The sequence below is a fragment of the Nakamurella sp. UYEF19 genome (assembly GCF_040546275.1).
In the GTDB taxonomy this organism is placed as follows: Bacteria; Actinomycetota; Actinomycetes; order Mycobacteriales; family Nakamurellaceae; genus Nakamurella.
This window is the reverse complement of sequence record NZ_JBEPNO010000002.1, coordinates 157,739-180,365: the sequence shown is the minus strand read 5'-3', so window position 1 is coordinate 180,365 and position 22,627 is coordinate 157,739. Positions and strand designations below refer to the sequence as shown.

The 22,627-nt window shown below is 69.0% G+C and carries 15 protein-coding genes; 7 read left to right on the top strand and 8 right to left on the bottom strand.

Annotation, left to right across the window (positions count from 1 at the left end):
- Window positions 1–9 precede the first annotated feature (9 nt).
- From cimA to serA, 4 genes are all read right to left on the bottom strand, one after another.
- A complete protein-coding gene (gene cimA / locus ABIB25_RS03995) occupies window positions 10–1,704 on the bottom strand; it encodes a citramalate synthase (RefSeq protein WP_354527128.1) in 1,695 nt (564 codons plus the stop codon).
- A 90-nt stretch (window positions 1,705–1,794) separates the two neighbouring features.
- Window positions 1,795–2,817 (bottom strand): 3-isopropylmalate dehydrogenase, encoded by a 1,023-nt coding sequence (locus tag ABIB25_RS03990; protein ID WP_354527127.1) that lies wholly within the window; start codon window positions 2,815–2,817, stop codon window positions 1,795–1,797.
- 176 nt (window positions 2,818–2,993) lie between these two features.
- Complete coding sequence (locus ABIB25_RS03985; RefSeq protein WP_354527126.1) at window positions 2,994–6,473, bottom strand: S8 family peptidase; 3,480 nt, start codon at window positions 6,471–6,473, stop codon at window positions 2,994–2,996.
- A gap of 244 nt (window positions 6,474–6,717) precedes the next feature.
- Window positions 6,718–8,328, bottom strand: coding sequence for a phosphoglycerate dehydrogenase (serA, locus tag ABIB25_RS03980; protein ID WP_354527125.1), 1,611 nt, complete (start codon window positions 8,326–8,328; stop codon window positions 6,718–6,720).
- 339 nt (window positions 8,329–8,667) lie between these two features.
- On the opposite strand from serA, the gene ABIB25_RS03975 reads away from it, so the two are divergent.
- Together ABIB25_RS03975 and ABIB25_RS03970 are read left to right on the top strand one after the other, a co-directional pair.
- Entirely contained in the window at window positions 8,668–9,417 is a 750-nt protein-coding gene (locus tag ABIB25_RS03975; RefSeq protein ID WP_354527124.1) for a hypothetical protein, read from the top strand.
- Between the two features lie 162 nt (window positions 9,418–9,579).
- A complete protein-coding gene (locus ABIB25_RS03970; RefSeq protein WP_354527123.1) occupies window positions 9,580–10,002 on the top strand; it encodes a hypothetical protein in 423 nt (140 codons plus the stop codon).
- Between the two features lie 105 nt (window positions 10,003–10,107).
- On the opposite strand, the gene ilvC is transcribed toward ABIB25_RS03970, so the two are convergent.
- The 4 genes from ilvC to ABIB25_RS03950 form a co-directional block, all read right to left on the bottom strand.
- Window positions 10,108–11,133, bottom strand: coding sequence for a ketol-acid reductoisomerase (ilvC, locus tag ABIB25_RS03965; protein ID WP_354527122.1), 1,026 nt, complete (start codon window positions 11,131–11,133; stop codon window positions 10,108–10,110).
- A gap of 220 nt (window positions 11,134–11,353) precedes the next feature.
- On the bottom strand, window positions 11,354–11,866 hold the full coding sequence (gene ilvN, locus ABIB25_RS03960) for an acetolactate synthase small subunit (RefSeq protein WP_354527121.1): 513 nt from the start codon (window positions 11,864–11,866) through the stop codon (window positions 11,354–11,356).
- 5 nt (window positions 11,867–11,871) lie between these two features.
- Complete coding sequence (locus ABIB25_RS03955) at window positions 11,872–13,749, bottom strand: acetolactate synthase large subunit (protein ID WP_354527120.1); 1,878 nt, start codon at window positions 13,747–13,749, stop codon at window positions 11,872–11,874.
- A 403-nt stretch (window positions 13,750–14,152) separates the two neighbouring features.
- Complete coding sequence (locus tag ABIB25_RS03950) at window positions 14,153–16,444, bottom strand: IPT/TIG domain-containing protein (RefSeq protein WP_354527119.1); 2,292 nt, start codon at window positions 16,442–16,444, stop codon at window positions 14,153–14,155.
- 168 nt (window positions 16,445–16,612) lie between these two features.
- On the opposite strand from ABIB25_RS03950, the gene ABIB25_RS03945 reads away from it, so the two are divergent.
- The 5 genes from ABIB25_RS03945 to ABIB25_RS03925 all read left to right on the top strand — a co-directional run bounded on the left by ABIB25_RS03945 (window position 16,613) and on the right by ABIB25_RS03925 (window position 22,591).
- The gene (locus ABIB25_RS03945; protein ID WP_354527118.1) at window positions 16,613–17,083 is read left to right on the top strand and encodes a PH domain-containing protein; all 471 of its coding nucleotides are present in this window, start codon (window positions 16,613–16,615) and stop codon (window positions 17,081–17,083) included.
- Between the two features lie 80 nt (window positions 17,084–17,163).
- Window positions 17,164–19,026, top strand: coding sequence for a dihydroxy-acid dehydratase (gene ilvD, locus ABIB25_RS03940; protein ID WP_354527117.1), 1,863 nt, complete (start codon window positions 17,164–17,166; stop codon window positions 19,024–19,026).
- 154 nt (window positions 19,027–19,180) lie between these two features.
- A complete protein-coding gene (locus tag ABIB25_RS03935) occupies window positions 19,181–19,615 on the top strand; it encodes a PH domain-containing protein (RefSeq protein ID WP_354527116.1) in 435 nt (144 codons plus the stop codon).
- On the top strand, window positions 19,605–21,218 hold the full coding sequence (locus tag ABIB25_RS03930; RefSeq protein ID WP_354527115.1) for a PH domain-containing protein: 1,614 nt from the start codon (window positions 19,605–19,607) through the stop codon (window positions 21,216–21,218). Before ABIB25_RS03935 ends, ABIB25_RS03930 begins: the two co-directional genes overlap by 11 nt.
- Entirely contained in the window at window positions 21,218–22,591 is a 1,374-nt protein-coding gene (locus tag ABIB25_RS03925) for a PQQ-dependent sugar dehydrogenase (protein WP_354527114.1), read from the top strand. Before ABIB25_RS03930 ends, ABIB25_RS03925 begins: the two co-directional genes overlap by 1 nt.
- The last annotated feature ends 36 nt before the right edge of the window (window positions 22,592–22,627 follow it).

Genomic DNA, 22,627 nt, shown 5'->3' with positions numbered 1-22,627 from the left:
AGACCGCGGCTAGGCGCCGGGCGTCGGACCGACCGGTTCCGGCGCCGACCGCAGGGCGTAGACCAGCGAGTCGACCAGAGCCTCCCACGACGCCTCGACCACGTTGGCGTGCACGCCGACGGTGGTCCATTCCGGTGCGCCGGCGGCCTTCGTCGACGACGAGGCGACCAGCACCCTGGTCACCGAGTCGGTGCCCGCGTGGCCGGCCAGGATCCGGACCTTGTAGTCGATGAGTTCGACGCCGGCCAGGCCGGGCAGGTGGTCGGCGAGCGCTGCGCGCAGCGCGGAGTCCAGCGCGTTGACCGGGCCGTTCCCCTCGGCGGTGGCGACCACCCGCTGCCCGCCGACGTGCACCTTGACGGTGGCCTCGGACAGGACGATCCGGCCCTGGCCGACTGTGTTCGCGGTATTTTCGACGATCACCCGGTACGACTCCAGTCGGAACGGAGCCGTCACCTCCTCGCCGCGGGCGGCGGCCAGCTCGTCGCGGAGCAGCAGCTCGAAGGACGCGTCGGCGGCCTCGTAGCTCCAGCCGGACGCCTCACGCTCCTTGACCGTGTCGACCACCCGGGAGACCACCTGGGGCAGGCCCGCGAGGTCGATGCCGAACTCCTTGGCCTTGAGCTCGACCGACGCGCGACCGGCCATCTCGGTGATCAGGATGTGCATGCCGTTGCCGACGACCTCCGGATCGAGGTGGTTGTAGAGCTCGGGATCGACCTTGATGGCGGAGGCGTGCAGGCCGGCCTTGTGCGAGAACGCCGACGATCCGACGTAGGCCTGGTGGGTGTTCGGGGCGATGTTGGCCAGTTCGGCCACCGCGTGCGAGACCCGGACCATCTCACCCAGGCGCCCGTCGGGCAGGACGGGCAGTCCCATCTTGACGACCAGGTTGCCCAGCACCGCGAACAGGTCGGCGTTGCCGGCGCGCTCGCCGTAGCCGTTGGCCGTGCACTGCACGTGCGTCGCGCCGGCCTGGACGGCGGCGACGGTGTTGGCCACGGCGCAGCCGGTGTCGTCCTGGCAGTGGATTCCCAGCCGGAAACCGGTGCGCGCCTTGACTTCGGCGACCACCTGGTGCAGACCGACCGGCATCATGCCGCCGTTGGTGTCGCACATCACGATGACGTCGGCGCCTGCCGTGGTCGCGGCCTCGGCCACCCGCAGTCCGTAGTCGTGGTCGGCGACGTAGCCGTCGAAGAAGTGCTCGCAGTCCAGGAACACCCGTCGCCCCTCCCCGACCAGGAACGCGACGGTGTCGCCGACCATGCTCAGGTTCTCCTCGAGCGTGGTCCGCAGGGCGCGCTCGACATGCCGGACGTCGGACTTCGCCACCAGCGTGATGATCGGCGCCTGCGAGTCGAGCAGCGCCCGCACCTGTGGGTCGTCCTTGGCCCTGATCCCGGCCTTCCGGGTGGACCCGAACGCCACCAGCTGCGCCGAGCCGAGCGTCAGCTCCCCGGCCGCGGCCCTGGCGAAGAACTCGGTGTCCTTGGGCATGGCCCCGGGCCAGCCACCCTCGATGAAGCCGACCCCGAGCTCGTCCAGCAACGTGGCCACAGCGATCTTGTCCGCGACCGAATAGGTGATGCCCTCACGCTGCGCACCGTCGCGCAGGGTGGTGTCGAAGACGTGGAAGGCGTCGCCGAGCGGAGAGACCTGCAGGAGGTCCGACCGCGGCGCTGCGGATGCGGTTGTGGTCATCGCCGTACTCCTGGTTTCACGAGGGACTCGCGGTCGGCGTGCCCTGGTCCTGGGAACCGGGAGAACGCGCAGAGAATGATTCTGCCTGACTCAGCTGGACGCCAACGCCGCCAGGCGATCGCCGACCGCGGTGGTCTTGCCGGCCGACCCGGGCTGACGGGTGGCCAGGTCGAAGGCGACCGCCGCCTCCACCCGGCGGGCCGAGTCCGGCAGTCCCAGGTGGTCGAGCAGCAACGCGACCGACAGGACGGTAGCCGTCGGATCCGCCGTTCCGGCTCCCGCGATGTCCGGTGCCGAGCCGTGGACCGGTTCGAACATGCTCGGGTTGGCCCCGGACACATCCAGGTTGGCCGAGGCGGCCAGGCCGATCCCGCCGGACACGGCCGCGGCCAGATCGGTCAGGATGTCGCCGAACAGGTTGTCGGTCACGATGACGTCGAACCGTCCAGGATCGGTGACGAGGTAGATCATCGCGGCGTCGATGTGTGCGTAGGCCACCGACACGTCGGGGAACTCCATCGACACCTCTTCCACCACCCGGCTCCACAGCTGCCCGGCGTGCACCAGCACGTTCGTCTTGTGCACCAGCGTCAGGTGCTTGCGAGGACGGCGCGCGGCGCGACGGAAGGCGTCGCGGACGACCCGCTCCACTCCGAAGTAGGTGTTCAGCGAGACCTCGGTGGCGATCTCGTGGGGGGTGTCCTTCCGGAGCAGACCACCGTTGCCCGCATAGGGGCCTTCGGTCCCCTCCCGCAGCACCAGCAGGTCGATCGCCTGGTCGCCGGCGAGCGGCCCGACGACGCCTGGGTACAGGCGCGCCGGACGAAGGTTCACGTGGTGGTCCAGTTCGAAACGGATGCGGAGCAGCAGACCGCGTTCCAGGATTCCCGACGGAACCGTCGGATCCCCGACGGCTCCGAGCAGGATGGCGTCGTGATCGCGCAGTTCCCGCAGGACCGAGTCGGGGAGCAACTCACCCGTGCGGTGCCAGCGGGCCGCACCCAGGTCGTAGGTGGTGGTCTCCACCGAAGGGACGACGCCGGTCAGGACCTTCAGGCCTTCGGCGACAACCTCGGGACCGATGCCGTCACCCGGAATGACCGCAAGCTTCATGTTCAACCATTTCTGTCCTGGATTGCCTTGGATTCACTGCGAAGGGTAACGGTATCGGGGCAAAAGGTGGACACCTGTGTCGGGTGGCATGCGGAGCGAAGCGCGCGGACGACACCCTCAGACGCTGGACCAGCTGGTCCACCCTGGCGTACCGAACCCATCGCCCCGCTGGGCCATCAACCGGTCGCACCCGAGAGAGTGAGGGTCTCGGCCCGCGACCCTGACGCCCCGTGTAGGTGGATGACAAGTGCATCGGCACTGGTCAGGCCAGGTGCGAGGCGATAGCCGACACCGGCGCCACCCTGGTCCTGCCAGAGCGGGGACGTGGTGAGGATCTTCGGCTGGGCGACGTCGAAGGTGATCGCCGGGGTGGTATCGATGGTCCCCTCGTGCTCCGGCGCTCCATAGGCCGAATAGGTGGCCACCGAGTATCGGATCGGGAAACTGGTGTCCGTGGCCCGGTAGCCGATCGCCGTCGGATCGATCGGTATCAGCAGCACGTTCGAATCGAAGACGTTCGTGTCCACGTTCCCGAGATTGAAGTTGACCGGATAGATACCGATCAGTGAACCGGCCCCGCGATCGTCGAACAGCATGGCGTACAACAGGTCCGACTGCCCCCCGACGGTCTGCACCTGCACCGTGTAGTCCGCGGTGTTGTCGCCATCGGTGTCGATGTCCACCGTCGGGAAGACGCTCCGACCGACGGTCGCCCAGTCGCCGTAGGTCGACAGGCCGAACCAGAGGTAGCCGGGACCTGATGCGTCCGCAGCCGTCCGGCCGGCGCCGACGGCCTGGAGGTCGCCGCCGCTCGCAGCACCCGACGCGGCGGCGGCACCCGACGCGGCGGCGGTACCCGACGCGGCGCCGGCACCCGATGCGGCGCCGGCGGGGAGGATCCGGGTACTGCGGTAGCCGAGGTCCAGCACCGAGACCAGCGAGCTGTAGGTGGTGCTCACCGGGTCCGACGGCGCGGACAGGGCAAAGCCCTGTCCTGACAGCACGATCGCCGGCGCTCCGGCGACGGTGCCGTCCGCCGAAGTGGTGGAGGACTCGGGTTTCGCCGCGCCGTAGACGGGGACCCGAAGGTCGGGCGCCCCGGGTGAGCTCAGCAGCAGCCGGCCGGAGGCTGCGGAGACGTACTGGCGGGCCTCGTCGAGACCGGTGAGGATGTTGGTCTGCTGGGCCGGCGTCGATGGATCCGGGGTGTGGCGCAGCGCATCCGGGAGCACCGTCATGGTGACCGTGGCCAGCGCACTCGACCCGGCCGGCAACGTCATGCCGGACGGAGTGACCTGGTAGCTGACTCCCGGTTGCGCAACGAGCGCCTGGTAGCCGATCGACAAGGTCGACGTGGCGGTGCCGGCGTTCTGGACCACGACGGCGGCGGTGGCCGTGACCGTGCCCTGACGCACGTCGGCGGGCAGGACTCCGAACGACACCGACACCGCCCCGGGCGTGGTGGAGCTGTAGGCCAGGAGGCGCGTCGCGACGGCTGCCCTGGCGTCCACCCGGCCGGCGCCGACCCGATCAGGGCCCAGCGCCGGGCCGGTCCGATCGGGCAGCGCGAAGACATCGTGATCTGCGGTGTTCATCACGGCGGCCTTCACCTGCTCGGTCGTCCACGCCGGCCGCTCCTGCCGGACGAGTGCGGCCACCCCGGCGATCTCTGCGGCGGCCATCGAGGTCCCGGACCGCAGGGCACTGCCGTGGCCACTGCCCATCGCTGCCGAGGAAATGGTGTCGCCCGGCGCCGAGACGTCCGGCTTGATCGCACCGGGAACGGCATGCGGTCCGCGGGCGGACGCCGACCCGACGAGATCCGTGATGGAGTCGTCGATCTCGGGCTTCTGACCGATCAGGTCGGCCGAGAAACCGACCTGCAGACCCTTGTCGACACCGCCTTCGAGGGCCGCCGTGGCGGCCGGGGTCAGCTGGACGACGGGAAGACCAGGGTCGCCGACGATCGGGCCGGCGAAAACCGGTGTGCCGCTGGTGAGCAGGGCGCCGACCGCTCCGGCAGACCTGACGTCGGCCGATCGCAGAGCGGAGCCGCAGTGCCTCGTCGAGTCGTCGTCGTCCCAGGTCAGCCAGACCACCTTGCCCGCGGCCCTGGCCCGGTCGGCGGCGGACAGCGGCGAGCACCCGTCCGCGTTGTCCGCCGACAGCGAGACGACCTCGCCGCTGACGTCCGCCGACCCGGTCCACGGGTAGGACGTCGAGACCTGGCCGGCGACGATCTGACTCGCGCCGCCGGGTAGCGTCGCGCGCAGTCCGTCGAGCTGCTGGTAGGAATCGACCGACGAACCGACCGCGATCGATTGCACCGAACCGGCCAGCGAACTGGCAGCGTCGGTCTGGTCGCCGCCGTTGCCCGCGGCCACCACCGGCACCACGCCGAACCGGGCGATGACGTCGAGGACGGCGTTCTCGGGATCCTGCGGAGCCGGGGCCACGCTCGCCAGCGAGAGATCGACCACATCAAGGCGGTCCGAGAAGTTTCCGTCGCCGTTCGGGTCCAGGGAGCGGTCGAGCGCCGGGATGACGGCGTCCGTCGTGCCGGAGCACCCGAACACCTTGTAGGCATAGAGCGAGGCCTCCGGCGCCATGCCCGGTGCCACCGACATGCCGTACAGGTCTGCTCCGGACAGCGAGCCGTACTCACCGCGGAAGGTTCGGCCGGCGGCGTCGACCCCCTGCCCGGCGATGGTCCCCGCCACGTGCGTGCCGTGACCGTTGCAGTCCAGCGGGTTGCCGTCGGGAGCGGGGATCGGCTGCGCATCGGCCGAGTACCCGTCGCCGACGAAGTCGTAACCGCCGGCCACCTTGCCGTTCGGCCGCCACGGGGCGGTGTCCGTCGACAGGGCTGCCTGATAGGCCTGCGTCGTACCCCAGCCGCCGAAATCGGCGTGGGTGTAGTCGATCCCGGTGTCGATGACCCCGATTCGGACACCTTTCCCGGTCAGCCCCAGGTTGGTCCACGTCTGCAGCACCCTGGTGAGTTGCGCGGCCCCGGCGTTCGCGGGACTCTTCGGCACGATCTCGGAGATCGCCAGCACGTCCTTGCGGTCGCCCAGGGCCCGGAGGGCCGCCGGGTCGGCGATGACACCGAACCCGGGGACGGCATTGGAGACCCGGAAGATCGTCACCGATCCGGGATCGACCGCCTTGGCTGCGGTCGACACCTCGATGGACAGGGCCTGGATGGCCGCCCGCTGCACCGCCACGTCCCGTGTCGCCGTCGCCGCGCTGACGTTCTTGGCCAGGGCGGCCGTCCAGGTTGCGGCGGCGCTCCGGACCGCCAGCTGGACGAAGACGGTCCGTCGCGCCGACCCGTTGACGCGGTTCGGCTGCAGGACGGCCGAATCGTCGATCAGCCTGCTGTAGCCAGGCTTGGTCGGTCCGGGGATGGCGGAGAAGGCCGCGGCCGGTCCGGCGGCCACGCTCGGATCGCTCGACGAGATGGCTCCGGCCGACACCGGGCCGACCGAGACCGCGAGACCGGCGACCAGCAGCAGCGTCAGGGACAGCAGGCCCACCCGCTGCCAGGTGCTCCGACCGACGAGGCGATGGCTGTGACGACGACCGATCCGATGGCAGCGGGGCTGCCGGTGCCCGCTGCCGCGGGGGGACGCGTGATGCCGAACTGGTGCCACCGCGTCACCCTCCTCCGCCGGTCGGCGCGACCGGGTCGCGTGCCGGCTGAACGGCGCTGCGCCACCGTCAACAGAATTGACCCAACCCATTGCACAAAAGGGTGACGCTAGATGGTCTCCGACCCAACCGGTAGCCCCGGCCGGGAGATTTGATGGCGACCGTTCGACTCGGCCTGGGAAAGAGCCGCCGCGGCGCACCCGCCGCCCAGAATCATACGTTCGGCAATGGTGCCGGCGACGGGCCTCAGCCGGCGGAGATCCCCCGGATGGCGCTGGCCGAGACCGCTGCACCGATGGTGTCCAGGAGCTCCGGGGCGGGCAGCGCATCCACCCGCAGCACCATGATCGACGCGTGCCCGGAGATTTCCTGGGAGATCTGGGCCGCCAGGATGTTCACCCCGGCATCGCCGAGCAGGCCGCCGACGACGCCCATCACGCCGGGGCGATCTGCGTAGGCGACGAGCACCAGGTCGCCCTCGGCCCGCAGGTCGAAGTGGCGGTCGTTGATCTCGATCAGCTTGGCGACCAGGTGCGCACCGGACAGCGTGCCGGACACCGAGCGGCTCGACCCGTCGGCCATCGCCGCCCGCAGCGTGATCGAGGACCGATAGTCCCCGGTCTCCGCGGTCGAGGTGCCGGACAGCGTCAGTCCGTGTTCGGCGGCCAGGGCGGGCGCGTTGACGAACGTGACCGCCTCGGTGATCACCGGGCCGAAGACGCCGCGTACCGCCGCCAGCTGCAGGATCGTGGTGTCGGCGGCGGCCAGGTCGCCGCGCACCTCCACCACCAGCCTCACCGGTACCTGGCCGGTGACAGCCGTCAGGATGGTGCCGAGGCGCGACGCCAGTGGGATCCACGGCCGGACGTCGTCGGCCACCGGACCGGCGGCCTGGACGTTGACGGCGTCAGGCACGAAGTCGCCGCGGAGCGCCAGCTTGACGGACTTCGCCACCGCGGTGCCGGCCTTGTCCTGGGCCTCGGCGGTCGAGGCACCAAGGTGCGGGGTCAGCACGATGTTCGGCGCCGTCAGGAGGGGGTTGTCCTTCGCCGGGGGCTCGGTGACGTACACGTCGATGCCCGCACCGGCCACCCGCCCCTCGGTCAGCGCGTCGGCAAGCGCCTGCTCGTCGATCAGCCCGCCGCGCGCGGCGTTCACGATCAGCACGGTGGGCTTGACCGTGGCGAGTTCCGTGGCACCGATCAGACCGAGTGTCTCCTTGGTCTTCGGCAGATGGATGGAGATGACGTCGGCCTCCCGCAGCAGGGTGGGTAGATCGACGAGGGTGACCCCGAGCGCCGCGGCTCTTGCCGGCTGCAGGTACGGGTCGTAGGCGATGACGTTGGTGCCGAAGGCCGCGATGCGGGCGGCGAAGAGCTGCCCGATCCGGCCCAGACCCACGACACCGACTGTCTTCTCGGCGATCTCAACGCCGGAGAACTTGCTGCGCTTCCACTCCCCCGCCGCCATCGTGGCGTGCGCGGCCGGAATCTGCCTGGCCACCGACATCAGCAGGGCGATGGCGTGTTCGGCCGCCGTGATGATGTTGGACTGCGGCGCGTTCACCACCAGCACGCCGCGCGCGGTGGCGGCGGGAACGTCGACGTTGTCCAGACCGATCCCGGCCCTGGCCACCACCTTCAGGTTCGGGGCGGCGGCGAGCGCTTCGGCGTCCATGGTGGTGGCGGACCTGATCAGCACGGCGTCGACCTCGGCGAGGGCCGGGAGGAGCGCAGCCCGGTCGGCTCCGTCGACGTACCTGATCTCGAAGTCCGATCCCAGCACGTCCATCGCGGACTGGGCGAGCTTCTCGGCGATCAGGACAATCGGTTTGCCAGGCTTGGACACCTTGTTCATCTCCGTCTTGACTCCTCGGCCGTGAGGCGATCCCTGGCCGCATTCCGTCCGGTGGGAGAACCCCGGCGATCTGTCGATCCCCCTGTTTCCCACTGATTCGGTTCCACTGATTCGGATGCGTCGGTGCACCCGGGCGGCCCATCGTATCGACTCGTCCACGACGCTCGATCCCCCTCCGGCCGTTGGCGTTCCGCAGCCGGGGCGTGTCGCTGGGCCAGAGGGATGGCGCCAGGACCTCGCACGCGTGGAATCTGTGGGCGAATTCACCGTTTGTCGGGTCTTTGTGTGGTGGCCGCCCTAGAGTGATCTCGACCCGACCACCACTCGAAGGGACCTGTTGTGACCACACCCCCGCCCTACGGCTCTGCGCCGGGCCAGCCCCAGGGCTACCCCGGACAGCCCGCCCCTGGCACCCCGCAGGGCTACCCGACCGGTCCGACCCCGCAGCCTGCGTACGGGCAGCAGCCGGACTACGGCCAGCAGCCGGCTTACGGGCAACAGCCGGGTTACGGGCAGCAGCCGGGTTACGGGCAGCAGCCGGGTTACGGGCAGCCGGGTCCGTCCTACCCGGCGGCCCCGGGTTACCCGCCCGCCGCCTACGGCGCTCCCGGTTTCGGCGGGCCGGTTCCAGTCGGGCGCCCCGGCATGGTCACGGCCGCCGCCGTCCTGGCCTTCGTTTTCGGCGGATTCGCAATCATCTTTTCTTTCGGCTCATTGGCTGTCAGCAGTGTCGCCAGCTCAACCAGCGACATCTGCACCACCAACCAATTGAACGACCCTAGCTATGCCGCAGCGTGTCAGACAGTCTCCGGGTACAGCGGCTTTTTCAAGGTCGTCGCAGTGGTGCTGGCGATCGTCGCTGCCCTGATGATCTGGGGTGGCGTTGTTGCCCTCACTGGCAAGAATGGGCAGATTCTCGTCATCGGATGCGCCGTCTTCGTCGTCGGGGCGATCATTGGGATCATTGCTGGGGGCGGCTTCGGCGGGGGCTTTATCGTTGAGCTGGTTGCTCCTGTTCTGATCGCTGTCTTCATGCTCAACAGCGCCTCCAAGGCCTGGTTCAAGTCCAAGGGCGCCAAGACCTTCTAGCCAACCTGACCGAACCGGCCCCGGATCCACCCTCACGGATCCGGGGCCTTCAGCCCGTTCCGGCGACTACCTGTCCGGTGTCGGAACCATGGCAAGTTCTCTGCCGTCGAACCCGGTCGAATCGGCCTCGGCGGGCCCAGACCGGCAAAGGAGAACCCTCGGATGACGTACCGGACGAACAGCGCCACCAGACCTCGTAGCGCGACTGCGGCGGGCATCGTGCTGATGATGTGCGGGAGCCTGCTGGTGCTCAACCTGCTGGTCACGCTGGCCCAGACGGCCGGCAGCCAGGTCTCCATCAACCCGATCTCGATCCTCGTCGTCGTCGGCGTGATGATCGTCCAGTTCCGCGGCGGCCTGTTGTTGATGCGCGGTCGCTCCCGCGTCTGGGCGCAGGTGGCGGCCTGGCTGGACTGCGCACTGGCCGTGTTCGTCGCCATCACCCTGGTCAGCGCGAACTCCGAGACCTACTCGCGGTGGACCCTGACGGACAGCATCCTGCTGATCAACGTCCTGGTCTACGCCGGCGTCGGCGTCGGCGTGCTCGTCCTTCTCTCGCGACCGTCCACGCGGGTCTTCGTCTGAGACCTTTCCGAACGTGGGCGATCCCCCCGCCCATCCAGCGACAGCAGGCCCCCACCGCGAAGGTGAGGGCCTGTCGTCTTTCCGTCCGTGGCGCAGAGCCTGCCGTCAGCGCGCAGCGGTGCCGGTGTAGTCGTCGTCCGACTTCACCCAGCTCATCAGGCCGCGGAGCTTGCGCCCGGTCTCCTCGATCGGGTGCGCCTCCTGCTCGGCCCGGAACTTCTTGAACTCCGGGGCACCGGCGTCCTGGTCGGCGATGAAGCGGGCAGCGAAGGTGCCGTCCTGGATGTCGGCGAGGACACCCTGCATGTTCTTCGCGACGTGGTCGTCGATGACCCGGGGCCCTGAGACGTAGTCGCCGTACTCGGCGGTGTCCGAGACCGACCAGCGCTGCTTGGCGATCCCGCCCTCGTACATCAGGTCGACGATCAGCTTGAGCTCGTGGAGCACCTCGAAGTAGGCGATCTCCGGCTGGTAGCCGGCGGCCGTCAGGGTCTCGAAGCCGGTCTGGATCAGCCGGGAGGCACCACCGCAGAGCACAGCCTGCTCCCCGAAGAGGTCGGTCTCGGTCTCCTCGGTGAAGGTGGTCTTGATGACACCGGCGCGAGCGCCGCCGATGGCTGCCGCATAGGACAGCGCGAGGGCCTGGGCGCCGCCGGTGTAGTCCTGCTCGACGGCGATCAGGTCCGGCACGCCCTTCCCGTTCACGAACTCACGGCGGACGAGATGTCCGGGGCCCTTCGGGGCGATCAGGATGACGTCGACGTCCGCCGGCGGCTTGATGTATCCGAAGCGGATGTTGAAGCCATGACCGAAGGCGAGCGCCTTGCCGGCGGACAGGTTCGGCTCGATGTCGGAGGCGTAGACGTGACGTTGGATGTGGTCCGGCGTCAGGATCATGATGACGTCCGCTTCGGCCGCGGCCTGCGCCGGCGTGACGACCCGGAGGCCCTCGTCGGTGGCCTTCGCGCGGGATTTGGAGTTCTCCAGCAGGCCGACGCGGACGTCCACGCCGGAGTCACGCAGGCTCAGCGCGTGGGCGTGCCCCTGCGAGCCGTAACCGATGACCGCGACCTTGCGGCCCTGGATGATCGAGAGATCGGCGTCGTCGTCGTAGAAAATTTCGGCTGCCATGGGTGATCGACGTTCCTTTCGCGGGCGACTCGCGCCCGGCTGCAATGGGTGGTGCTCGTGTGGATGATGCTCGCTCGCATGGGTACTGCGGAAAGTGCTGTGTCTGCGCGGCCTGCCTACTCGGGTGTTTCAGCAGGCCGCGCAGTTTGACCAGCCGCTGCGAGGGGTGATCGCGGCGGTTGGCAGTCTCGCGGGATCGATTGGCGGTGGACGACTGGTGTCAGTCGCCGCGCGAACGCTCGGTGGTGATCGACTTCGCGCCCCGGCCCAGGGCGACCATGCCGGATTGGACGAGCTCGCGGACGCCGAAAGGTTCCAGCATCCTGACCAACGCCTCGAGCTTGTCGCTGGTTCCGGCGGCCTCGATCGTCATCGAATCCGGCGTCACGTCGACGACGTGGGCGCGGAACATGTCGACGATGGTGACGACCTGTGCGCGCACCGACGAATCGGCGCGGAGCTTGATGAGCAGCAGCTCGCGGTGCACGGAGGCCGTCGACACGAGTTCGACGATCTTGAGCACGTTGACCAGCTTGTTGAGCTGCTTGGTGACCTGTTCCAGCGGGAGCTCGTCGACGGCGACGACGATCGTCATCCGGGATACTTCCGGATTCTCCGTCGGCCCGACGGCCAGCGAGTGGATGTTGAACTGGCGGCGCGAGAAGAGCGACGAAACCCGTGCCAGCACACCGGGTTTGTTCTCGACCAGGACCGAAAGCGTATGACGGGTCATATTTCTCAGCCCTCATCGAAGAGGGGTCGGATACCGCGCGCGGCCATGATGTGGTCGTTGCCGGTTCCGGCGGCGACCATCGGCCACACCTGGGCATCGGGGCCGACGGTGAAGTCGACGACCACCGGGCGGTCGTTGATGGCCATCGCCGCCTCGATCGTGGCGTCGACGTCCTCCTTGGACTCGCAGCGCAGCCCGACGCAGCCATAGGCCTCGGCCAGCATCTTGAAGTCCGGGATGCGGAGCTTGTGGGTGCCGAGGTTCGTCTGGCTGTACCGCTCGCCGTAGAACAGCGTCTGCCACTGCCGGACCATCCCGAGGTTGCCGTTGTTGATGATGGCGACCTTGATCGGGATGCCCTCGATCGCGCAGGTGGCCAGCTCCTGGTTCGTCATCTGGAAGCAGCCGTCGCCGTCGATGGCCCAGACCACCGCGTCGGGCATGCCCATCTTGGCGCCCATGGCTGCCGGAACGGCGTAGCCCATCGTGCCGAGGCCACCGGAATTCAGCCAGGTGTAGGGCTTCTCGTACGAGATGAACTGCGCGGCCCACATCTGGTGCTGGCCGACGCCGGCCGCGAAGATGGTGTCGGGACCGCTGATCTTGCCCAGCCGTTCGATGACGTACTGCGGTGACAGGCTGCCGTCGGCCGGCCAGTCGTACCCGAGCGGGAAGGTCTCCCGGATCTGGTCGAGCTCGGCCCACCACGCCGTCATGTCGGCAACGACGCCGGCGCTCTGCTCCAGGGCAATCGCGGCGATCAGTTCGGAGATCACCTCCTTGGCGTCACCGACGATCGGGACGTCGGCGTGGCGGTTCTTGCCGATCTCCGCCGGATCGATGTCGGCGTGGATGATCTTGGCGCCCTGGGCGAACGTGGACAGCTGCCCGGTGACCCGGTCGTCGAACCTGGCCCCCAGCGCGATGATCAGGTCGGCGCGCTGCATGGCGCCGACCGCCGCGACGGTGCCGTGCATACCGGGCATGCCCAGGTGCTGGATGTGCGAGTCGGGGAACGCCCCGCGGGCCATCAGCGTGGTCACGACGGGGATGCCGGTCATCTCGGCGAGCACCTTGAGCTGCTCGGTGGCGTACGACTTGAGCACACCGCCGCCGACGTAGTAGACGGGACGGCGGGCGGCGGCGATCAGCTTGGCTGCAGCGTTGATCTGACCGGAGTGCGGCTTGGACGCCGGGCGGTACCCGGGCAGGTGCACATCGGTCGGCCACCTGAAGATGGTCTCCGCCTGCAGGATGTCCTTCGGGATGTCGACGAGCACCGGGCCCGGGCGACCGCTGGAGGCGAGGTAGAAGGCCTGGGCGATCACCATCGGGATCTCAGCGGCGTCGGTGACCATGAAGTTGTGCTTCGTGATCGGCATGGTGATACCGCAGATGTCGGCTTCCTGGAAGCCGTCGGTGCCGATCAGCGAACGGGCGACCTGACCGGTGATGGCGACCAGCGGCACCGAGTCCATGTGGGCGTCGGCGATCGGGGTGACGAGGTTCGTCGCTCCGGGGCCCGAGGTGGCGATGCACACGCCGACCCTGCCGGACGCCTGGGCGTAACCGGTCGCGGCATGACCGGCCCCCTGCTCGTGTCGCACCAGGATGTGGCGGACCTTCTCCGAGTCGAAGAGGGGGTCGTACACGGGAAGAACCGCGCCACCGGGGATGCCGAACACGATGTCGACACCCGCCTCCTCGAGGGACCGGACCACCGCCTTCGCGCCGGTCACGTACTCGACGGCCGGAGCCGCCGATCGGGCCGGGGCCGCGGGGCCGGGGTGCTGGCCGGGCTGGCCGGGCTGCGACGCTGCCGTCGGATGGGGCGTCGGGGCGACCGACGACGGGCGACTCGGTGCCATTGGTGTCTGACTCATGACAGGGGACCTTCTGACGTTCATCGGGCCTGGTGGAGCGGGCCGCTTGCGGATGATCGGGTCTGGCGCGTCCGGAGACCCCCGTTGGGTCTCGAACTGCGATCTTCAAAAGTGCGGGAGATGTCGTGTTCGCCGTGGTGGTCCGGTGTGGTGGCCGGGCCCATCGCCCTGGTCTGGGCAACAAAAAACCCCTTGTCACCGGTGAGGGGCGACGAAGGGGTTGCGCGTCGTATTCGGAGATCGACGGGGTGTTGTCTACCGTCCGAACCGCGACGCGCTAGCGGAGTACGAGAATCAGGGACACACTTTGGACCATACGGCGCACACCTGGGCCTGTCAAACCAGGCCCCCGGCGGCGTTCGTCGTGCCGCCGGGGCGTTGCTGGGTGCTCGAGTGCGATGCCTCAGCCGAGCACGTAACCCGCAACGTCGACGATCAGGCTGCCGTAGGAAGTCGACCCGTTGTAGAGGTTGACCAGGCCGTTCCTGGCCACCGGCACTATCACCAGGTTCGGCACCGTCCGCCCGGCCGTGAAGTTGAGGTTGGAGACGCCGGGTATCCCGAGGCCGTCCGGATAGACGGTGTAGTAGCCGGGTGCAGCCGGCGCGACGACGGTCACGTTGAGCACCACGGCAGAGACGCCGGTGGCCGGCACGCCCTGCCTGCCCGTCACCGCCAACGGAACCCGGTACTGGTTGGAGACGATGTAGGTCTGCCCCATGGGTGGCGTGAAGTCGTACGGCGGTGAGGTCCCGATGCCGACCCCCGTTCGCGAGTCGAACAGGCGCGCCGGGGTCACCGGGATGATCGCGCCCCTGGTGTTGGCGGCACCGGCCCGCACGTACCCGATGACGTCGATCAAGAGGTCGACCGAGCCGCGCGAGCCGTTGAACAGAGCGATCCGCCCGTCGGACCCGACGGGGCTGACCACCAGGTTCGGCACCGTCTGGCGGGCGACGAAATTGAGGTTCGACGAGGTCGGCCGTGCCCCGCCCGAGGCGTACACGGTGAAGTACCCCGGGGCGGCCGGGTTGACCGCGGTCACGTTGACCACCACCGCGGACACCCCCGACGTCGGGATCCCGGCCCGGCCCGTCATGGTGATCCGAGCGGTGCCCGAGGCCGCCAGTTCGGTCGCCGGTGCCACCCGCGTGTCCACCAGACGGGTCGGCACGACGGAGGTGAAGGAGCCGGCCGCGGTCGGCAGGGACTTCGGTGGCGCCGCCAGGTAGTAGCCGGAGACATCGGCGATCAGGTCGACGGTGCCGCCGGACCCGTTGTACATGGCCACCTTGCCGTCATGACCCACCTGGGCCACCACCAGGTTCGCGACCGTCTGGCCGCGGTTGAAGGCGAGGTTGGAGATCCGCGGCGCCGGTGAAGTCGTGCTGGCGGACACGGTCAGGAAGCCGGCGACCGTCGGAGCGACAGCCGACACGTTGAGCACCACCGCATCCACCCCCGACGACGGAACGCCGCCGTGGCCGAGCACCGGCAACCGCAGCGTCTTCTTCGACGGCACCGGGGTCTTCAGGGCGCCCAACCCGGATCTGGTGTCCAGCAGTCTGTTCGGGGACAGCGGCACGAACGATCCGGGTCCGGCCCCGGCCAGGTAGGAGAAGGTGGCCACCGGCGTCGCCGGTCCGAGGCCCCCGTCACCCATCACCCTGACCGGCACCACCCCCGTGCCCGGCGGCGTGGCCACGATGATGCTGGTGGCCGACCGATAGAGCGGGGGCGCAGTTCGGCTGCCGAAGTAGACGGCGGTGGCGGTCTCCAATCCGTTGCCGCGAAGGGTGACCCGGGTACCGCCGGCCGCCGGCCCGCCGGTGGCCGCGACCGACACCACGGTCGGCAACCGCGGGATCCGGGTCCCGGTCGGACTGTAGGACCAGTAGAGCTCGGAGAACGACGTCCCGTAGCTTGCGCCGCTCAACTTGACGCCGACGCCCATCGCGACCTCGTCGGATCCGAAGTTCCACAGGGTGTTCTCGCGGTGGCCCCAGCAGTCCTGATCGGTCGCCGAGGTGCAGTCGATGTTGTTGCTGCCGTACCCGTCGTAGTACATCCAGTCGTAGTAGGCCTCGAGCGGGCTCATCCCGCCGGCCCAGTTGGCGGTCCAGAACTTCGTGTTGACACCGTCCACCGTGTCCGGCCCGGTGGGATCGGTGCTGCCGTTGGCCGCCTGCTGCGCGACGGCGTTCAGGGTCGGGTTGAAGGCGGTGATCGGGGTGCGCCCGGCCAGCACGCGATCCGCGTTGGAGAGCACCAGGAACTGGTAGGCGGGCGTCATCTGGGCGAAGCTGGCCGGCAGCAGGTAGGAGGGCTGGCCGATCACCCTGCGCGCATTGTTCAATGCCGCGACTACGGCAGTCGTGCAGTCGACGCTCTGGTACGCCTGGTAGCAGCGGGCCGGAAAGGCCGGGTTCGGCGCGATGTTGGCCACCGGGTTACCGGCCGGGTTGATGGCTGCTGCGCCGACGTGCTGGCTCTGCGGCTGGTTTCCTGGCGAGCTCTCGTGTTGGGGCTGGGCGGGTAGGGTCGATCGTCGTCCGGAGAGTCCCTGCGCCGTGCTGGGTGTGGTGGGGCCGTCTCCAACCGACGGAGCAGCCACGACTGCACCCGCTGTTGCCGCATCGACAGTTCCAGCGCCGGCCGGGCCCGCCGTCACGGTGAGCACCACCGCTGCGGACATGAACCCAATGAACATCTGTCTCAAAGTCATCAGAATCCCCGCCGCATCGATCGCAAAATGGTTACGCTTCGTAGAGCTTGCGTGACAGAAACGATAGCAGTCACCTGACCGATACCTGCTGGATGTGAGCCGGCACGGCCCGGCGTCGCGAGGTGCAACCATGGAACGGTGATCCGCTCCGACCGCGCCGTGTTCCGGCTGCCCGGCTTTTCGTTCCTGATTCCCTTTCTGTTGTTCATCGCCGTGACACCCCTGGCCAACGCCGGATCCGACCTCTTCCTGGCGTTCTACCTGCTACCCCTCGGCGGGCTCGTCTACATCCTGACCACCCGGACCGTCGCGGACACCACCAGGATCACCACCACCGGGCTGTTCGGCATCCGGCGCATCAACTGGTCGGACCTGGACGGCTTCGAGTTCCGCGGACCACGATGGGCAACAGCCGTCGCGCTCGACGGACGTCGGATGCGCCTGCCGATGGTCCGCCCGCGGGACATGCCGCGGCTGGCGCGCGTGTCGGGCGGACGGTTGCTGCTCGGCAAGGACGCGCCCCCGGCCGCGGAAGCTGCCGAACCGAGGGTGTCCACCGGACCCACAGCACCGACAGAGCCCGAGGAGTCGGTCCCGAGCGGCGAGTAACGTCGGTACACGCCCGCTGGGCCGACCCTCGATCGTCAAGACCAGGTCGACATCCAGTCGTCACCACCGCAGGAGTCCGTATGCCCCCGCTCCGTTCCAGAACGTCCACCCACGGCCGCAACATGGCCGGTGCCCGAGCGTTGTGGCGCGCCACCGGGATGACCGAGTCGGACTTCGGCAAGCCGATCATCGCGATCGCCAACTCCTACACGCAGTTCGTCCCCGGCCACGTCCATCTCAAGGACATGGGCGACCTGGTGGCTTCAGCGGTGGCGGCGTCCGGTGGTGTTTCGAAAGAGTTCAACACCATCGCGGTCGACGACGGCATCGCGATGGGCCACGCCGGGATGCTCTACTCGTTGCCCAGCCGCGAACTCATCGCCGACTCGGTCGAGTACATGGTCAACGCCCACTGCGCCGACGCCCTGGTGTGCATCTCCAACTGCGACAAGATCACCCCGGGCATGTTGATGGCCGCGCTCCGGCTCAACATCCCGGTGGTGTTCGTCTCCGGCGGCCCGATGGAGGCCGGCAAGGCCGTCATCGTCGACGGTGTCGCACACAGCTCCTCCGACCTGATCACCGCCATCTCGGCCTCCGCCACCCCGGGCGTGGACGCCGCCTCCCTGGAGGAGGTGGAGCGGTCCGCCTGCCCGACCTGCGGCTCCTGCTCGGGCATGTTCACCGCCAACTCGATGAACTGCCTGGCCGAGGCGCTCGGACTTGCGTTGCCCGGCAACGGATCCACCCTCGCGACCCACATCGCCCGCAAGGACCTGTTCCTACGGGCCGGTTCCCTGATCGTCGAACTGGCCAGGAAGTACTACGACGGCGACGACGATTCGGTGCTCCCCCGCAACATCGCGACCAAGGCAGCGTTCGGCAATGCCATGGCTCTGGACGTGGCGATGGGTGGCTCCACCAACACGGTGCTGCACATCCTGGCCGCGGCGATCGAGGGCGAGATCGACTTCACGCTGGCTGATATCGACGCGATCAGCAAGCGGGTGCCGTGCCTGTCCAAGGTCGCTCCCAACTCCGACTTCCACATGGAGGACGTGCACCGGGCCGGCGGCATCCCGGCCATCCTCGGTGAGCTCTACCGGGCCGACCTGCTCGACACGTCGGTGCACACGGTTCATTCAGGTGACATCGATTCCTGGCTGACGGAGTGGGACGTCCGGTCGGAGTCGCCGTCGGCCGCTGCGGTGGAGCTCTTCCACGCCGCACCGGGCGGAGTCCGGACGGTGCAGGCGTTCTCGACCGCGAACCGCTGGGATTCGTTGGATCTCGACGCTGCGAACGGGTGCATCCACGACAAGGCGCACGCCTACACGGTCGAGGGCGGTCTGCAGGTGCTCTACGGCAACATCGCGCTGGACGGCGCCGTCATCAAGACGGCCGGCATCGACCCGTCGCTGTTCCACTTCACCGGTAGCGCCATCGTTCTCGAGTCCCAGGAGGACGCGGTGGAGGCGATCCTGGGCAAGAAGGTGCAACCAGGTCACGTCGTGGTCATCCGCTACGAGGGACCGGCCGGAGGGCCAGGTATGCAGGAGATGCTGCACCCGACGTCCTTCCTGAAAGGCCTTGGCCTCGGCAAGGTCTGCGCCCTGATCACCGACGGGCGGTTCTCCGGTGGCTCGTCCGGCATCTCCGTCGGGCACATCTCACCGGAGGCCTGGGCGGGCGGGGCCATCGGCCTGATCGAGGACGGCGACCAGATCGAGATCGACGTCGACAGCCGGGTCCTCCGGGTCGACGTCGGCGACGACGTGCTGGCCGAGCGGCGGGCCAAGATGGAGGCCTCCGAGCGTCCGTGGGAGCCCCGCAGCCGCGAGCGAGTGGTGTCGAAGGCGTTGCAGGCGTATGCCTCGATGGCCTCGTCTGCCTCGACCGGCGCCGTCCGGCACGTCCCGCCCAGGCAGCACAAGAATTCCTGACGAGCGGCAGGTGAGTAGTTCCTCGAGATCGGAGGCCGGGGTTCCAGGTGCTGCAGGCGGCCCCGGGGCGCCGGGACCTTCGGGGCCCGATCCGCGGTTCGCGGCGCTACCCGGCGACGATCCCGTTGCCCGGCAGCGTCTTCCGGCTCGAGCAGTGACCTACTGGCGGGTCCGGGCGTTGCTGGCGGGTGCGTTCACCGTCGGCCTGCTCACCTGGGGCGCCATCGGACTGCGCTGGCCGGATCCGACGATCCGATGGATCCTGGTCGGTCTCGCCGCGTTCTGGTACCTGGTGGTCGGGGCCGTCATCCGCCCGCCGATCCGGTACCGGCTGTTCTGGTACTCGTTGTCGGACCGGGAGATCGATCTCCAGCACGGCTGGCTGGTGCAGACCAGGACCCTCGTCCCGATGAACCGGGTGCAGCATCTCAAGTCCGAACAGGGCCTGCTCGCCCGCCGCTTCCGACTGTCCGACCTGCACATCCACACCGCAGCCGGTTCGGTCCTCGTCCAGGCCCTCGACGAGGACGAGGCAGCGGACGTCCGCGCCCGCATCGGGCTGCTGGCCCACTTGGCCGATGACACCTGACCCGGCCATGGTGGCCACCCCGGCGGCTGCACCGGCCGAGTCACGCACGATCTCCGAACGCCGCCTGCACCCCGCCTACCTGCTGATCAGTTTCGGCCGGAACCTCCGCTCCCTGATCCCGCTCATCGCGGTCGGGATCTGGCAGGCGCCCGGGTGGTCCATCGGGGCGCTCGCCGGAGTCGTCGTGCTCCTGTCGGTGGCCAACTGGTGGGTGAAGAAGTACTCGGTGCGTGACGGCAGCCTTCGGGTTCGCTCCGGTCTGTTCAGGCGGACCCAGGACATCATCGGCATCAACCGGATCACCGCTCTGGACGCCGAACGTGGTGTGGTACAGCGGATCTGCGGGGTCTGGGGGCTGAAGATCCAGACGCCGGGGAACAACCACCGCGCCTCGGTGCACCTTGCGTGTCTCTCGGCATCGGCACTGGAGGAACTGCGGGTCGCACTGGCCCAGCCGGGACCGATGTCCTCCGCGGACGGTCCGATCCCGTCCGGTCTGCCACTCCCGTCCGCGGAAGCGGACGCGGGGACCGAGTCCCTTCCGGCTGGCACGACCCTGCGGAAGAGCGCCAATGCACCGGTACCGGAGACCCTCGCTGTCCTCGGCACCCGCACCCTGCTGATCGCGGCGTTCACCGGGACCTCGATCCCGCTGATGCTGGCCGGCGCCGCCGCGACCATCGGGCGTGCTCGGGACCTGTTGCCGGAGCAACTCTTCCGGCGGATCACCCGGGAGGTGTTCACCGGCGGCCCCACCACTGCCCTGCTGTTGCTCGCCGCGGTCGCCGTGGCCGTCTTCGCCGGGATCGGGCTGACCTCGTTGCGGTTGGCCAGGTTCACCCTCGTCCGCGAAGGTGAACGCCTCCGCATCAGCCGCGGCCTGATCGCCCAGCGGTCCGGCACGATCCCGGTCGACCGGGTGCAAGCTGTCCGGGTTGTCGAGGGCTGGTGGCGGCGCCTGCTCGGGTACTGCGCGCTGGAGGTCGAGGTGGCCGGGCTGAGCAGCTCCAACGACACGGAGCGGATGCTGTTTCCGCTGATCAGGGTAGATCAGGCGGCCGAACTGGTCGGCAGGGCCCTCCCCGAGCTCGGCTGGCGCCCCGCCCCGATCCATCGCGTCCCGGTCCGGGCGCGGCGCCGCTATTTCACGCTGCCGGTGCTGCTGGCCCTGCCTCCGACGCTCGGGCTCGCCTTCCTTCCCGGCTGGGGCGCCTACCTCGCGTATCTGCCGATCCCACTGGCACTGCTCGTCGGCTGGGGACAGGCGGCCGACGCCGGGTGGCTGCTGGAACCCGACACCGTCACGCTGCGCTGGCGTCGGGTGCTGGCCCGTCACACCGTCATCGCCCGACGTGAACGGGTGCAACTGACCGAGATCACCAGGACCCCACTGCAGCGCCGGGCCGGGCTGGGCGGCGTCCGGCTGCTGCTGTCCTCCAGGCGCAAGGCCCGGGTCCGTCATCTGGAGTTCGACGACGCTGTACTAGTGCAGCACCGCGTCGGTCGGCGCTCCACCGGATTCATCCCATCCTCGACGATGCGGGATCTCGACCTGGCGGACCGGGCACGCGACGTCGCCTCCGGCACGTACCGTGAAGCGTGATGGACGCCCCCATACCCGCCGCGCTTGTCGACAACGGTTTGCTCGAGCAACGGCCGTCACCCAGGAGCCACTTGCGTGACCGCTCGATCGACCCTTCGGCCCGCGTCGCGCTCACTCGACGACGCCAAGGCCTGCTCCCGAGTGGTCGCTCGCCCCGGCTCCGCCGGCGAGCTCTGCTGCGCGGGAGCCGCACCGTCGCCCTGGTGTTGACGTTCGGTCTGGCCATCGCCGCCTGCGGTGATTTCACCGCCACCAGCCAGCCCTACACCGTCCAGCCCAGCCTGACGGCAGCCGAGGTCACCCCGGTGGTCCCGCAGCAGTTGCCGGCGAGCACCACCCCCGGGTCGTCTCCGCCGAGCAGCGCCACCCCGAATTCGACGAGCCCACCTGCCACCACCCCTCCCGCCGACCCGTGTGCGCCGACCGACCCGATCGTCGTCGCCGCCTGCCTGGCCGCGCCCTGGGGGCTGGCACCGCTGCCGGACGGGATCTCGGCACTGGTCGGAGAACGCACCACCGGCCGCATCCTGAAGGTGGTATCCGGAAGCAAGCCGGTGCTGGTCACCACAGTCGGCGGAATCAACGCGAAGGGCGACGGCGGCCTGCTGGGCATCGCGATCTCGCCGTCCTACAGCGAGGACGGGCTGATCTACGCCTACGTCACGACGGCGACCGACAACCGGGTGATCCGGATAGCGCCCGGCGAGAAGCCGAAGGCGATCCTCACCGGTATTCCCCGGGCCACCACCGGCAACGGTGGCGCGATCGCGTTCACCGCCGACAGCGTCCTGTACGTGGGGACCGGGAACCTCGGGTCGGCGAAACCCGCGGCCGCCACCTCGCTGGCCGGCAAGCTGCTGCGCATCGACGAGTTCGGGAAGCCGGCCGTTGGCAACCCGAAGCCCACGTCACCGATCTTCTCCGCCGGCTTCAACCAGGTCACTGGCCTCTGCCGGTTGCCGACCGGGGCCATGGCCGCCCTGGACCACCGGACCGCCGCGGATGTGCTGCTGCCGGCCAAGTCGGGAAAAGACTTCACCACGCTGCGGTCCGGCGACGCGGTGTGGACCTGGAAGACCGGCGACGGCGGCGCCGCCGACTGCGCTACCTCGTCCGGCCTGCTGATCAACTCCTCCCTGGGCAAGCAGCAGCTCACCGGGATCGCGATGTCGGCCACCGGCAGCTTCTCCGGCAGCACCAGGGTCCTGCTGGCCAAGACCTACGGCCGACTGCTGACCGTCCAGTCGGGGGCGAAGAACGCCGTCTGGCTGACCACCTCGAACAAGGACGGCAAAGGCAAGCCGGTCGCCGCCGACGACCGGGTGCTGCTGATCCCGGATGTCTCGTCCTCCGGCGGCGACGGTCCGGACTGATCCCGCACCTGTCACCGGTCCACCTGTCACCTGGTC

Bases quoted from the DNA above. Each gene is read 5' to 3' on its own strand.
- cimA (WP_354527128.1), bottom strand. From the start codon at position 1,704: ATGACCACAACCGCATCCGCAGCGCCGCGGTCGGACCTCCTGCAGGTC.
- ABIB25_RS03930 (WP_354527115.1), top strand. From the start codon at position 19,605: ATGACACCTGACCCGGCCATGGTGGCCACCCCGGCGGCTGCACCGGCC.
- ABIB25_RS03990 (WP_354527127.1), bottom strand. From the start codon at position 2,817: ATGAAGCTTGCGGTCATTCCGGGTGACGGCATCGGTCCCGAGGTTGTC.
- ilvN (WP_354527121.1), bottom strand. From the start codon at position 11,866: ATGACCCGTCATACGCTTTCGGTCCTGGTCGAGAACAAACCCGGTGTG.
- serA (WP_354527125.1), bottom strand. From the start codon at position 8,328: ATGAACAAGGTGTCCAAGCCTGGCAAACCGATTGTCCTGATCGCCGAG.
- ABIB25_RS03955 (WP_354527120.1), bottom strand. From the start codon at position 13,749: ATGAGTCAGACACCAATGGCACCGAGTCGCCCGTCGTCGGTCGCCCCG.
- ABIB25_RS03970 (WP_354527123.1), top strand. From the start codon at position 9,580: ATGACGTACCGGACGAACAGCGCCACCAGACCTCGTAGCGCGACTGCG.
- ABIB25_RS03925 (WP_354527114.1), top strand. From the start codon at position 21,218: ATGGACGCCCCCATACCCGCCGCGCTTGTCGACAACGGTTTGCTCGAG.
- ilvD (WP_354527117.1), top strand. From the start codon at position 17,164: ATGCCCCCGCTCCGTTCCAGAACGTCCACCCACGGCCGCAACATGGCC.
- ABIB25_RS03950 (WP_354527119.1), bottom strand. From the start codon at position 16,444: ATGTCCGCAGCGGTGGTGCTCACCGTGACGGCGGGCCCGGCCGGCGCT.
- ilvC (WP_354527122.1), bottom strand. From the start codon at position 11,133: ATGGCAGCCGAAATTTTCTACGACGACGACGCCGATCTCTCGATCATC.